Source organism: Streptomyces sp. NPDC060035 (assembly GCF_042736635.1).
Classification (GTDB): Bacteria; Actinomycetota; Actinomycetes; order Streptomycetales; family Streptomycetaceae; genus Streptomyces.
The window spans coordinates 1-12,631 of sequence record NZ_JBHWVO010000047.1 but is presented as its reverse complement, the minus strand read 5'-3'; the positions used below and the strand labels follow the sequence as shown (position 1 = coordinate 12,631).

Below are 12,631 nucleotides of genomic sequence, written 5' to 3'. Positions count from 1 at the left end.
CCGCGCCCGTGGTCGGCACTGTCGTACCACCCCTATACGGTGACGCCATGGCTGCCCGTACGAAATCCGCGAAGGACCGGCCGTCCTACCGCTGCACCGAATGCGGCTGGACGACCGCCAAGTGGCTCGGCCGCTGCCCCGAGTGCCAGGCCTGGGGGACGGTCGAGGAGTTCGGCGGCGCCCCTGCCGTGCGCACCACGGCCGCGGGCCGCGTCTCCACCGCCGCCGTGCCCATCGGGCAGGTCGACAGCCGCCAGGCCACGGCACGCTCGACCGGGGTGGGTGAGCTGGACCGGGTGCTCGGAGGCGGGCTCGTGCCGGGCGCCGTCGTGCTGCTCGCGGGCGAGCCGGGAGTCGGGAAGTCGACGCTGCTGCTGGACGTGGCGGCGAAGGCGGCGAGCGAGGACCACCGCACGCTGTACGTCACGGCGGAGGAGTCCGCGAGCCAGGTGCGGATGCGGGCCGACCGGATCAAGGCGATCAACGACCACCTGTATCTGGCCGCGGAGACCGACCTGTCGGCTGTTCTCGGCCATCTGGACGCGGTCAAGCCGTCCCTCCTCGTCCTCGACTCCGTACAGACCGTCGCCTCGCCGGAGATCGACGGCGCCCCCGGCGGCATGGCGCAGGTCCGCGAGGTCGCGGGCGCCCTCATCAGGGCCTCGAAGGAGCGCGGCATGTCGACGCTCCTGGTCGGCCATGTCACCAAGGACGGCGCGATCGCGGGGCCGCGGCTCCTGGAGCACCTCGTCGATGTCGTGCTGTCCTTCGAGGGCGACCGGCACGCGCGGCTCCGTCTCGTACGGGGCGTCAAGAACAGGTACGGAGCCACGGACGAGGTCGGCTGCTTCGAGCTGCACGACGAGGGCATCACCGGACTCGCGGATCCTTCCGGGCTCTTCCTCACCCGGCGCGACGAGCCGGTGCCAGGCACCTGCCTGACCGTCACCCTGGAGGGCAAGCGCCCTCTCGTCGCGGAGGTCCAGGCGCTGACGGTCGATTCACAGATCCCCTCGCCCCGGCGCACGACCTCCGGTCTGGAAACCTCCCGTGTCTCGATGATGCTGGCGGTTCTCGAACAGCGCGGCAGAATCAGCGCGCTCGGCAAGCGGGACATCTACAGCGCGACCGTGGGCGGCGTGAAGCTCACCGAGCCCGCCGCGGACCTCGCGATCGCACTGGCACTGGCCAGCGCGGCGAGCGACACCCCCCTCCCCAAGAACCTCGTCGCGATCGGCGAAGTGGGCCTCGCGGGGGAGGTCAGAAGGGTTACGGGTGTCCAGCGCAGGCTCGCCGAGGCGTACCGTCTCGGGTTCAAGCACGCCCTGGTTCCGAGGGACCCCGGGCAGGTCCCATCCGGTATGAAGGTCACGGAAGTCGCCGACATGGGCGACGCTCTGAGAGTCCTCCCGCGCAGGTCTCGCCCGGACGGACCACAGGAGGACGGCGCACGCCGGTAGACTTTGCCCTGGTCTCACCCGCCCGTACGAACGGCATGAGGGACGCAAGGGCACCGCAAACCTGTGACCGGAGGAGTGCAGTGGCAGCCAACGACCGGGCAACATCGCCCGGAAAGTCCGGCCAAGGCACCGGTAACGAGGCGCTGATGCGCGCCTCGTTGAGCGCAGTGGCGCCCGGTATGGCCCTCCGGGACGGCCTGGAGCGCATTCTCCGTGGCAACACCGGAGGACTGATTGTCCTCGGCATGGACAAAACCGTCGAATCCATGTGTACCGGTGGTTTTGTGCTGGACGTGGAGTTCACCGCGACGCGGCTGCGCGAGCTGGCCAAGCTCGACGGTGCGCTGATCCTCGACAAGGACATCACCAAGATCCTCCGGGCCGGCGTGCAGCTGGTCCCGGACGCATCCATCCCCACCGAGGAGACCGGCACCCGCCACCGCACGGCGGACCGGGTCTCCAAAGCCTGCGTGTACCCGGTCGTCTCGGTCTCCCAGTCGATGCATCTGATCGCGCTGTACGTGGACGGGGAGCGCAGGGTCCTGGAGGAGTCCTCCGCGATCCTGTCCCGCGCCAATCAGGCACTCGCCACGCTGGAGCGGTACAAGCTCCGGCTGGACGAGGTCGCCGGGACGCTCTCCGCGCTGGAGATCGAGGACCTGGTCACCGTCCGGGACGTGACGGCGGTCGCGCAGCGGCTGGAAATGGTGCGCAGGATCGCCACCGAGATCGCCGAGTACGTGGTGGAGCTGGGCACCGACGGCCGGCTTCTGTCACTCCAGCTGGACGAGTTGATCGCGGGCGTGGAGCCGGAGCGGGAACTGGTCGTGCGCGACTACGTGCCCGAGCCGACCGCGAAGAGGTCCCGTACGGTCGCGGAGGCGCTGACCGAGCTGGACGCGCTCACGCATACGGAGCTGCTCGAACTTCCGGTGGTGGCACGGGCGCTGGGCTACAGCGGCTCGCCCGAGACGCTGGACTCCGCGGTCTCGCCGCGGGGCTTCAGGCTGCTGGCGAAGGTGCCGCGGCTGCCGGGGGCGATCATCGATCGACTGGTGGAGCACTTCGGTGGTCTGCAGAAGCTGCTCGCCGCGAGCGTCGACGACCTCCAGACTGTGGACGGGGTCGGCGAGGCGCGGGCACGGAGCGTCCGGGAGGGGCTCTCGCGGCTCGCGGAGTCCTCGATCCTGGAGCGGTACGTCTAGACAGGCCCGAGACCCACGGAGCGGGCCACCCCTACCGGGTGGCCCGGCGGGGCGGTCAGTCCTTCGCGAGGACGAACGAGGCGCGCTGCAGAGGCTCGCCCGGGGCCTTCGCCTCGAGCAGATACGTACCGGGGGCCGCCTTGCCGGGGGGCGGTGTCGCGCACTGGGGCACGCTCTTCTTCCGGTCCCATTCCACGACGTGAACCACCGTCGACCCCGCCGGGACCTTCAGGAACACCGCGCCGCCGGACGGGCAGTCCTTGGAGGACCACACCTGTTCGTCGTTGCCGCCGGCCTCGGTGATGGTGAGCACCGCGCTCTTCGGGCCGAAGTCGGCCTTGCAGTCGCTGCCCGAGGTGTTCTTGGCGGTCAGCCGGAACTTCGGCTTGTCGTCCGGTCCGTAGCTGATCTCCGTACGGAGACTCAACTGCAGTGCGGAGGGCGCACAGTTGGGGAGTGCGGAGCCGGCCGGTACCTGCTCGCCCGTGGTCCCGCCGCCGCCCGGTCCCGTACCGGCCGCCGCTGAGCCGTCCGATCCACCCGTGCCCGATCCGCCCGTGCCCGACCCGGCGTCGCCGCCCGTCCCACCATCCCCATTGCTTCCGTCGGAACCCGCGTCCGCGGCACCGTCCCCGCTGCTGCCGGACTCCGACTCGTCGCGTCCGCCCGGCTGTTGGCTGATGGCAGGTCCGGAACCCGAGGGTCCGGGGGTGATGGACGGGGCGGGATCGGAGTCCCCGGGTTTCGGGTCGTCCTTCGTCCCGCCGCCGCCACCCGAGGTGACGGCCCAGGCGACCAGCGCCGCGAGCAGCGCAATCACCATCGCCGCAACTGCCCTCCGACGCCAGTAGATGCTGGAGGGAAGCGGCCCGACCGGATTGCGCATAGATCCCACGGCGCAAACTCTACGAGAGATCCGGGCCGACTCCGGCCCCACCCGCCGCTCTGATCCGCAAGTTTTCCGGATCATCATCACGGAAGGGCCGTTCCCGGCCGCTTCCGGCCGCTTTGCACCGTGCGAGGTCTCCCTCCCGGGGCGTCGTCGAAGGCTCCGGAAGGACCAGAAGGGTCAGAACGGGTGGCGTTATCACTCTCTGAGCCCTCAGCCGGGCCGACACCCCCGTGGCCGTGCCCCATGTCCGGTCTTCCGTGCCAGGATCGTGGGTGCGATGACTGCCACGACTTCGACACACACGTCCCCCGCCTCCCTCCACACCCCCGTCATCGGGTGGTTCGAGCAGCACGCCCGCGATCTGCCCTGGCGCCGCCCCGAAGCGGGCGCCTGGGGTGTGATGGTGAGCGAGTTCATGCTGCAGCAGACTCCGGTGAACCGGGTCCTCCCGGTGTACGAACAGTGGCTGGCCCGCTGGCCGCGCCCCGCCGACCTGGCCGCCGACGCGCCCGGTGAAGCGGTCCGCGCCTGGGGCCGGCTCGGCTACCCGCGACGGGCCCTGCGCCTGCACGGGGCCGCGCAGGCGATAACGGAACGCCATGGCGGCGACGTGCCGAGCGAGCACAACCAGCTGCTCGCGCTGCCCGGGATCGGCGAGTACACGGCGGCGGCCGTGGCCTCGTTCGCGTACGGGCAGCGTCATGCCGTGCTCGACACGAACGTCCGCCGGGTGTTCGCCCGCGCGGCCTCCGGCATCCAGTACCCGCCGAACGCGACCACGGCGGCCGAGCGCAAGCTCGCCCGCGCACTGCTGCCCGAGGAGGACGAGCGCGCGGCCCGCTGGGCTGCGGCCACGATGGAACTCGGCGCACTCGTGTGCACCGCGAAGAACGAGGACTGCACGCGCTGCCCGATCGCCGGACAGTGCGCCTGGCTGCTGGCAGGCAAGCCCGCGCACCAGGGACCGCCGCGCCGCGGCCAGACCTACGCCGGTACGGACCGGCAGGTGCGGGGCCGGCTGCTCGCCGTTCTGCGCGAGGCGGTGACACCCGTGCCGCAGTCCGCGCTGGACGCGGTGTGGGAGGAACCGGTACAGCGGGCGCGTGCCCTCGACGGACTGGTCTCCGACGGACTGGTCGAACCCCTGCCGGGCGGCCAGTACCGACTGCCTCTGACCTGAACCCGCACGGCGGACGCACGGCTGTCCAGCGGTTGTTACACAACCGATGGGCAGCCGTGCGTCCGCGTACGGCTGCTCCGCACACCCTCGTGACAACGCCTCCGTAGCGTCTGCGACGTCAGCGAACAGGACCACCTGCTGACACGCGGTACCACGGGGATTCACGGGGACGGAGGCGGTTGTAATGGCGCAGGGCGAGGTGCTCGAATTCGAGGAGTACGTACGCACCAGGCAGGACGCGCTGCTGCGCAGTGCCCGCCGTCTGGTTCCGGACCCGGTGGATGCGCAGGACCTGCTGCAGACCGCCCTGGTGCGCACCCTCGGCCGGTGGGACGGGATCGCCGACAAGTCGCTCGCCGACGCCTATCTGCGCCGCGTCATGATCAATACGCGTACGGAGTGGTGGCGGGCCCGGAAGCTCGAGGAAGTACCCACCGAGCAGCTCCCCGACGCGAGCGTCGACGACGGTTCCGAGCAGCGCGCCGACCGTGCCCTGCTCATGGACGTTCTGGGTGTGCTGGCTCCCAAGCAGCGCAGCGTCGTCGTGCTGCGACACTGGGAGCAGATGAGCACGGAAGAGACAGCTGCGGCGCTCGGCATGTCGGCCGGTACGGTGAAGAGCACGCTGCACCGCGCCCTGGCCAGACTGCGCCAGGAGCTGGAGGACCGTGCCGCCCGGAGCCGCGAGGCCGAGGGGATACCGGCGCGGATACCGGCGCAGCCGGACAGGCGTCATGACGAGCGGGGGCGGGAGCGGTGCGCGGCCTGACAGGCAGCGGTACGGCGGCCGGCCGGGGCAGTGGGCTCCGGGCCGGTCTGGCGGCGGGAAGTACGGCCATGGCCGGGCTCGCCGCCTTCGGGCTGTTCTGCGCCGGCTGTTCCACCGGCGGTACGGGCACCCGGGACGAGGGGCCCGCGGGCACCCAGCCGGTGGCTCGGGTCACGCCCTCGAACGTGCTGCCCACCGGCACGACGAAGGCCTCCGCACCGGTCGACGCCGTCCAGCTCATCAAGCGCGATCCCGAGGTGAGCCGCCGGATCAGCAGCGATCTGAGGCCCTGCACCGGTGACGAGTACCCGGTGGACACCTCGTACGGCACGCTCACCGACGGTCCCGCACCCGATGTCGTGGTCAACGTGATGACCTGCGGCGACTCGGTGGGGGTCGGCACCTACGTCTACCGGCAGCGCGAGGACGGTTCGTACGAGAACGTCTTCGCCGCCGAGATACCCGCGGTCTACGGCACCATCGACCGCGGTGACCTGGTGGTGACGGCTCAGGTGTACGGCTCGAAGGACGCGGTCGCCTACCCGTCGGGCGAGGACGTGATCACCTACCGCTGGTCGACCAGCCGGTTCACCGAGACCGACCGGGTGCACAACGACTTCAACCGGGCCGTCGGCAACGAGGACGGAGATCTTCCCGTCCCGCCGACGACGCAGAACTGAGAGCCCGCATGGCCGAGACCCACGTCCTCTTCGTCGAGGACGACGACGTCATCCGCGAGGCCACCCAGCTCGCACTGGAGCGGGTCGGCTTCACGGTCACCGCGATGCCCGACGGTCTGCTGGGCCTGGAGGCCTTCCGGGCGGACCGGCCGGACATAGCCCTGCTCGATGTGATGGTGCCGGGGCTGGACGGGGTGAGTTTGTGCCGCCGTATACGCGACGAGTCGACCGTGCCCGTGATCATGCTGTCCGCGCGGGCCGACTCGATCGATGTGGTGCTCGGCCTGGAGGCCGGGGCCGACGACTACGTCACGAAGCCGTTCGACGGTGCGGTGCTGGTCGCCCGGATCCGCGCCGTACTGCGCCGGTTCGGCCACGCCTCGGGTCCGGGCGGGCAGGGCGGCGCCGCGCATGCCGAGCCTTCGCACGGGACGGGCGGAGCGCTGGTCTTCGGCGATCTGGAGATCGACACCGAAGGCATGGAGGTACGCCGGGGAGGCGCGCAGGTCGGCCTGACGCCGACCGAGATGCGGCTGCTGCTGGAGTTCTCGTCCGCGCCCGGCACCGTGCTCTCCCGGGACAGGCTCCTGGAGCGGGTCTGGGACTACGGCTGGGGCGGTGACACCCGGGTCGTGGACGTCCATGTGCAGCGGCTGCGCACCAAGATCGGGCAGGACCGGCTCGAGACGGTCCGCGGCTTCGGCTACAAGTTCCGCGCATGAAGCGGCTCGCTCTGCGGACCGGTGTCCGCTGGAAGATCAGCATCGCGATCGCCGCGGTCGGCGCACTCATCGCGGTGGCGCTGAGTCTCGTCGTCCACAACGCCGCGCGCGTCTCGATGCTGGAGAACGCCCGCGAGGTGCAGCTGGAGCGGCTGCTGTTCGCCCAGCGGCTGTACGAGGCGTCGAGCACGCAGAAGCCGTCACCCAAGTTCGGCGCCAAGCTCAACGACCCGGCGATGCCCTCCAGCCTGCGGGACCGGATCCGGGACAATCGGCGGGCCACCCACGTCGACGAGTACGCGGGAGGAGTGCCGGACGTCTGGGCGGCCGTACCACTGGCCAACGGTGACGTCCTCTCGCTGCACACCCGCTTCGCCGACCGCAGCGCCACGATCATGGGCGACCTCGACCGGGCCCTCGTCATCGGCTCGGTCTCCGTCGTCTTCGGCGGGTGCGCCCTGGGGGTCCTCATCGGCGGCCAGCTGTCCCGCAGACTGCGCAAGGCCGCGGCAGCGGCGGGCAAGGTGGCCCAGGGAAACACGGATGTACGGGTACGGGAGGCCGTCGGCGGCGTCGTACGGGACGAGACCGATGAGCTGGCCCGCGCGGTCGACGCCCTCACGGACGCGCTCAACGAACGGATCGAGGCGGAACGCCGGGTCACGGCGGACATCGCCCACGAGCTGCGCACTCCGGTGACGGGACTGCTCACGGCGGCCGAGCTGCTGCCGCCGGGGCGCCCCACCGAACTCGTACGGGACCGGGCACAGGCGATGCGGACCCTGGTCGAGGACGTGCTGGAGGTTGCCCGGCTGGACAGCGCCTCCGAACGGGCGGAGCTGCAGGAGCTGCCGCTCGGCGAGTTCGTGAGCCGCCGGGTCGCCCTGCTGGATCCGGAGATCACGGTCCGGGTGGTACACGAGTCCTGGGTGTCCACGGATCCGCGGCGCCTGGAACGCATCCTGGGCAATCTGCTGGGGAACGCCGCCAAGCACGGGGCGGGCCCGGTCGAGCTCACGGTCGAGGGCAGGGTGGTACGTATCCGCGATCACGGGCCCGGTTTCCCGGAGGCACTGCTGCGGGACGGGCCGAGCCGGTTCCGTACCGGCAGCAGTGACCGGTCCGGCCGCGGACACGGGCTGGGGCTGACGATCGCCGCCGGGCAGGCGCGCGTCCTCGGCGCCCGGCTGACCTTTCGCAACGCTGCGCCCGCCGGGGCGGCGGAGGGTGCGGGCGGGGCCATCGCCGTGCTGTGGCTGCCCGAGCACGCACCGACGAACACCGGGAGCTTCCCGGTCCTGCAGCAGTCCGGGCAGCGGACGCAGGACTGACGCCGCCCTGGAGTGGGCCCGGCGACGGGTGGGCCCCGGGCGCGGGTGGCTCCGAAGACGGGTGGGCCCCGGAGGCATCACGCCTCCGGGGCCCACCCGATGTACAGCTGGTCAGACGGTCTGCGACTCCTTGGCCGCCGATGTCTGCGGCGGTGCCGTGTCGTCGGCCGGAGCGGCCTCAGGCTTCTCGGTACCCCGCAGCGGGACCTCCTTGACGAACAGCGCCGCCAGCAGGGCCACCACCGCGATCGAGCCGCCCACCAGGAAGGCGATGTGGGTTCCCGAGGACACCGCGAACTCGTACGCCTCGCGCATCCCGTCCGGCAGCTTCGCCAGACTCGCCGCATCCAGCTGGGCGGACTTCTCGGTGGCTCCGCCGCCGCCGCGCGCCGCCATCTCGTCCTGGACCCGCCCGGTGAACAGGGCGCCCATGATCGCGACTCCGAAGGAGCTGCCGAGCGTGCGGAAGAGGGTGGTCGCGGAGGAGGCGACGCCCATGTCCTTGAGCTCGACGCTGTTCTGCGCGACGAGCATGGTGATCTGCATCAGGAAGCCCATGCCCGCACCGAGGACCGCCATGTAGATACCGGAGGTGAAGCGCGTGGTGCCGGTGTCCATGGTGGCGAGCAGGAACAGGCCCGTGACCATCAGGATGCTGCCCACGATCGGGAACAGCTTGTACTTGCCGGTGCTGGTGGTGACCCGGCCGGCGATCAGCGAGACGATCATCATCGCGATCAGCATCGGCAGGAGCAGCAGTCCGGAGTTGGTCGCGGAGGCCCCTTGCACCGACTGCTGGAACAGCGGCAGGAAGAGCACCGCACCGAACATCACGAAGCCGGCGACGAAGCCGACGATCGACATGAGCGTGAAGTTGCGGTTGCGGAAGATGTGCAGCGGAATGATCGGCTCGGCGGCCTTCGTCTCGACGAAGACGAAGCCGACGAGGGAGGCCGCACCGAGGGCGATGAGCTCCATGATCACGGCCGAGCCCCAGGCGTACTCCGAACCGCCCCAGGTGGTGACCAGCACGATCGCGGTGATGCCGACGGTGAGCAGCGCGGCGCCCAGGTAGTCGACCTTCGCCTTCGTGCGCTCCTTCTTGGGCAGGTGCAGCACCGCGGTGACCATGGCCAGCGCGACCACGCCCAGCGGCAGATTGATGTAGAAGCTCCAGCGCCAGCCCAGGTGGTCGGTGATGGCGCCGCCGACCAGCGGTCCGCCGATCATGGCGATGGCCATCACGCCCGCCATCATGCCCTGGTACTTGCCTCGCTCCCGGGGCGGCACCAGATCGCCGATGATCGCCATGACGCCGACCATCAGTCCGCCCGCGCCGAGACCCTGGATCGCCCGGAACCCGATGAGCTGGTTCATGTCCTGGGCCATTCCGCTCAGCACCGAGCCGACCAGGAAGATCACGATGGACGTGAGGAAGATGCCCTTGCGCCCGTACATGTCGCCGAGCTTGCCCCAGATGGGCGTGGACGCAGCCGTGGCCAGCGTGTAGGCCGTGACGACCCAGGCCAGATGCTCCATGCCGCCCAGGTCGCCGACGATGGTCGGCATCGCGGTGCCGACGATCAGGTTGTCGAGCATGGCCAGCAGCATCGCGATCATCAGGGCGAGAACGACCACCCGGACGCTGCGTGCCTGTGGTTCCGCTTTCCCGGCCGGCGCCGTTTTCTTCAGATCCGCCATGTCCCGTACTCCCCTGATCCCCTGCTGTCCGGTGCGCCACCGACCGACACTTACTTGCCGCCCGGCTAGTTGGCTACACTGAGGAAAGTAGACCCGTAACTAGCCGGGCGTCAAGTAAGTTCTTGGGAGAGTCGCATGGGCAGCACGCCGCAGCCGCGCCGGGGCAACACCCGACAGCGCATCCAGGACGTGGCCCTCGACCTGTTCGCCGAACAGGGATACGAGAAGACCTCTCTCCGCGAGATCGCCGAGCAGCTACAGGTCACCAAGGCAGCTCTGTACTACCACTTCAAGACCAAGGAAGACATCCTCAACAGCATCTTCGAGGACCTGAACCGGCCCGTCGAGGAGCTCATCGCCTGGGGCAAGGACCAGCCGCGCACCCTGGAGACGAAGAAGGAGATCCTGGTCCGCTACAGCGAGGCGCTCGACCGCGCCGCACCACTCTTCCGCTTCATGCAGGAGAACCAGGCGACCGTGCGCGATCTGAGCATCGGCCACACCATCAAGAACCGGGTCATCGCCCTGGTGGACCTGATCAAGGACCCCGATGCCCCGCTCACCGACCAGGTGCGCTGCTTCACCGCACTCTTCGCGATGCACGCGGGGATACACGCCCTCAAAGACGCCGAAGGCGACCCCGAGGAGAAGCGCGAAGCTGCTCTCGAGGTCGCCATCGAACTGGTGACCAAGGCCCATGACCCGGGTCCTGCCGCTTAGCCGTTACGGGCATCGCGGGCACTCCATCAGATGTGGACGTGCTCGGCCTTCAGGTAGGAGACCGGGTTGATCGCCGAACCGTAGTTCGGGGTGGTCCGGATCTCGAAGTGCAGGTGCGGGCCGCTGGAGTTTCCGGTGTTGCCGGACAGGGCGATCTTCTCACCCGTCTTCACGCGGTCACCGATGTTCACTTCGATCTTGGACAGGTGCGCGTACTGCGAGTACTTGCCATTGGAGTGCTTGATCACGATGGCGTTGCCGTACGCGGGACCGTCGCCGCCGCCGTTCGGGCCGGCCTTGACGACCCGGCCGGAGTGCGCGGCCTCGACCTTGGTGCCGATCGGCACCGCGAAGTCCTGGCCGGAGTGCTTGCTGGCCCAGCGGTCGCCGCCGGTGCCGTAGGTCGCGCTCAGCTCGTAGTGGCTGACCGGGGCCTCCCACGACTTGGCCTTCTTCTTCGCGGCCGCGGCCTTCTTCTTGGCTGCGGCCTGCTTCTCGGCCTTCTTGTCGACAGAGGACTTCTTGGCCGCGTCAGCGGCCTTGCTCTGGGCGGTCGCCTGCTGGGCAACGGACTCCGCCGTCGTACCGGACGCGAACGCCGCGCCCGCACCGAACACCATCGACGCACCCAGGCCTGCGGCCACGACGGCGCCACTGACGCGGGACATGGACGGGCGGCGGGAGTGCTGGAACGTAGCGCGCTTCGACATACGGGGAGAACCTCCGGGGTGCTGGGACCCGGCACTCGGACCGGGCTTGCCTCACCTTGGTAACCCGGATCCCCCGCAACACTCAAACCCCCCATCTACGATGAAAAGCCGTAGACAGACCCCGAGGAATCCGCCTCTTGACGGGCGTGAAGGCGCCCGCGCAAATCCACCAAAACCTACTGAAATCAGGATCTCGGAACAGGTTTAAGCCCAGCCCTAAAGGCCCCTTTGCGGACGTTTGGCAGCGATCCAGGCCGATTCGCCCCATCTGTCGAAGGTCCCGGCCTCTCCGGGGACGAAAGTCCTTTGAGCGATCAAGGACTTTGCTCCTACCGCCCCTAGTAGGCCCAGATCGGGCTGTGCGCCTTGTCACCGGCGGTGGGACCTAAGGCCTTCCGTTTCGGGACCTTCGCGGCGGGGTTCGGCCAGGCGCTCCGGAGGGACGTCGGCCGCCGTCCGGGCGCCCGCCGCACGTGGACCGGACCGCAGTCAGGCCCGGGACTCCGGCGATCGAAGCCGGAGCCCCAGGCCTGGACCCCAGGTGGTGCGTACGTGCGCCAGGGCCGGGCTACGTGGTTCGACGGCATGCACCAGGGCCGGGGATACGTGGCTCGACGACGGCTACGTGGCTCGACGACGTGCGCCGGGGCCGGGGATACGTGCTCGACGGCATGCGCCAGAACCGGGCGCACGATTCGTGGGCGCCCGGAGTCGGGGCGCCCACGGCCCGCAGTGCGCCCCCCGGGCCCTCGGCCACACGCCGAACCAGGTAACCCCGGGGCCCCGGCCGCCATCCGGGCACCGGCCCCCGTGGACCGTCCCACAGCCGGGCCCAGGACTCCGGCGATCGAAGCCGGAGCCCCAGGCCTGGACCCCAGGTGGTGCGTACGTGCGCCCCGGGTCCGGGGCGCACGTACGCCTCCCCGGGCCCGGGGAGGCGTGGATCGGCGGCATGCACCCCAGGCCGGGGCTACGCGGTCCGGTGGCGAGCGCCCCAGGCCCGGGATTACCTGATTCGACGGCATGCGCCCCGAGCCGGGGCTATGCGATTCGGCGGCATTCGCCCAGAACCGGGCGCACGATTCGTGGGCGCCCGGAGCCGGGGCGCCCACGAATCGCAGTGCGCCCCCGGCCCCTCGGCCACACGCCAACCGCACAGCGGCATGCAGAAGGGGCTGCCCCGGACCGTCGACCGGTCCGGGGCGCCCCCACGGGCATGGGAAGCGGGGGGGGCCCCGAAGCGGACAGAGGCAGGGTGGGG

11 protein-coding genes are annotated in these 12,631 nt (G+C 70.2%); 8 read left to right on the top strand and 3 right to left on the bottom strand.

Annotated elements, in window-relative coordinates; genetic code table 11:
- The first annotated feature begins 47 nt into the window (after nt 1–47).
- Together radA and disA are read left to right on the top strand one after the other, a co-directional pair.
- Nucleotides 48–1,460, top strand: coding sequence for a DNA repair protein RadA (radA, locus tag ACFWBQ_RS36705; RefSeq protein WP_385507773.1), 1,413 nt, complete (start codon nt 48–50; stop codon nt 1,458–1,460).
- 80 nt (nt 1,461–1,540) lie between these two features.
- Nucleotides 1,541–2,665, top strand: a complete 1,125-nt coding sequence (disA, locus tag ACFWBQ_RS36700) for a DNA integrity scanning diadenylate cyclase DisA (protein WP_385507769.1) — start codon at nt 1,541–1,543, stop codon at nt 2,663–2,665.
- 55 nt (nt 2,666–2,720) lie between these two features.
- Here the strand turns inward: disA and ACFWBQ_RS36695 are convergent, their stop codons facing one another.
- Nucleotides 2,721–3,551 carry a hypothetical protein gene (locus ACFWBQ_RS36695; RefSeq protein WP_385507843.1) on the bottom strand — a complete coding sequence of 277 codons (831 nt, stop codon included), beginning with the start codon at nt 3,549–3,551 and terminating at the stop codon, nt 2,721–2,723.
- A gap of 283 nt (nt 3,552–3,834) precedes the next feature.
- Between ACFWBQ_RS36695 and ACFWBQ_RS36690 the strand changes: the two genes are divergently transcribed.
- From ACFWBQ_RS36690 to cseC, 5 genes are all read left to right on the top strand, one after another.
- Nucleotides 3,835–4,737, top strand: a complete 903-nt coding sequence (locus tag ACFWBQ_RS36690; RefSeq protein WP_385507765.1) for an A/G-specific adenine glycosylase — start codon at nt 3,835–3,837, stop codon at nt 4,735–4,737.
- 184 nt (nt 4,738–4,921) lie between these two features.
- Nucleotides 4,922–5,506 carry a SigE family RNA polymerase sigma factor gene (locus ACFWBQ_RS36685; protein WP_385507762.1) on the top strand — a complete coding sequence of 195 codons (585 nt, stop codon included), beginning with the start codon at nt 4,922–4,924 and terminating at the stop codon, nt 5,504–5,506.
- Nucleotides 5,494–6,186 carry a hypothetical protein gene (locus ACFWBQ_RS36680; protein WP_385507759.1) on the top strand — a complete coding sequence of 231 codons (693 nt, stop codon included), beginning with the start codon at nt 5,494–5,496 and terminating at the stop codon, nt 6,184–6,186. Before ACFWBQ_RS36685 ends, ACFWBQ_RS36680 begins: the two co-directional genes overlap by 13 nt.
- 8 nt (nt 6,187–6,194) lie before the next feature.
- The gene (gene cseB / locus ACFWBQ_RS36675) at nt 6,195–6,908 is read left to right on the top strand and encodes a two-component system response regulator CseB (RefSeq protein ID WP_385507756.1); all 714 of its coding nucleotides are present in this window, start codon (nt 6,195–6,197) and stop codon (nt 6,906–6,908) included.
- Nucleotides 6,905–8,239, top strand: a complete 1,335-nt coding sequence (gene cseC, locus ACFWBQ_RS36670) for a two-component system sensor histidine kinase CseC (protein WP_385507753.1) — start codon at nt 6,905–6,907, stop codon at nt 8,237–8,239. The genes cseB and cseC overlap by 4 nt, the downstream gene beginning before the upstream one ends.
- Before the next feature lie 111 nt (nt 8,240–8,350).
- Here the strand turns inward: cseC and ACFWBQ_RS36665 are convergent, their stop codons facing one another.
- On the bottom strand, nt 8,351–9,940 hold the full coding sequence (locus ACFWBQ_RS36665; RefSeq protein ID WP_385507750.1) for an MDR family MFS transporter: 1,590 nt from the start codon (nt 9,938–9,940) through the stop codon (nt 8,351–8,353).
- A gap of 135 nt (nt 9,941–10,075) precedes the next feature.
- Here ACFWBQ_RS36665 and ACFWBQ_RS36660 point away from each other — a divergent pair, with 135 nt between their 5' ends.
- Nucleotides 10,076–10,660 carry a TetR/AcrR family transcriptional regulator gene (locus ACFWBQ_RS36660; protein WP_385507747.1) on the top strand — a complete coding sequence of 195 codons (585 nt, stop codon included), beginning with the start codon at nt 10,076–10,078 and terminating at the stop codon, nt 10,658–10,660.
- Nucleotides 10,661–10,686: 26 nt separating this feature from the next.
- Here ACFWBQ_RS36660 and ACFWBQ_RS36655 read toward each other — a convergent pair whose 3' ends face one another.
- Entirely contained in the window at nt 10,687–11,370 is a 684-nt protein-coding gene (locus ACFWBQ_RS36655) for a M23 family metallopeptidase (protein ID WP_385507743.1), read from the bottom strand.
- Nucleotides 11,371–12,631 lie beyond the last annotated feature (1,261 nt).

Excerpts from the sequence above, each read along its gene's own strand:
- ACFWBQ_RS36690 (WP_385507765.1), top strand. The coding sequence starts at position 3,835 with ATGACTGCCACGACTTCGACACACACGTCCCCCGCCTCCCTCCACACC.
- ACFWBQ_RS36685 (WP_385507762.1), top strand. The coding sequence starts at position 4,922 with ATGGCGCAGGGCGAGGTGCTCGAATTCGAGGAGTACGTACGCACCAGG.
- ACFWBQ_RS36695 (WP_385507843.1), bottom strand. The coding sequence starts at position 3,551 with ATGCGCAATCCGGTCGGGCCGCTTCCCTCCAGCATCTACTGGCGTCGG.
- radA (WP_385507773.1), top strand. The coding sequence starts at position 48 with ATGGCTGCCCGTACGAAATCCGCGAAGGACCGGCCGTCCTACCGCTGC.
- ACFWBQ_RS36660 (WP_385507747.1), top strand. The coding sequence starts at position 10,076 with ATGGGCAGCACGCCGCAGCCGCGCCGGGGCAACACCCGACAGCGCATC.
- ACFWBQ_RS36655 (WP_385507743.1), bottom strand. The coding sequence starts at position 11,370 with ATGTCGAAGCGCGCTACGTTCCAGCACTCCCGCCGCCCGTCCATGTCC.
- cseC (WP_385507753.1), top strand. The coding sequence starts at position 6,905 with ATGAAGCGGCTCGCTCTGCGGACCGGTGTCCGCTGGAAGATCAGCATC.
- cseB (WP_385507756.1), top strand. The coding sequence starts at position 6,195 with ATGGCCGAGACCCACGTCCTCTTCGTCGAGGACGACGACGTCATCCGC.
- ACFWBQ_RS36665 (WP_385507750.1), bottom strand. The coding sequence starts at position 9,940 with ATGGCGGATCTGAAGAAAACGGCGCCGGCCGGGAAAGCGGAACCACAG.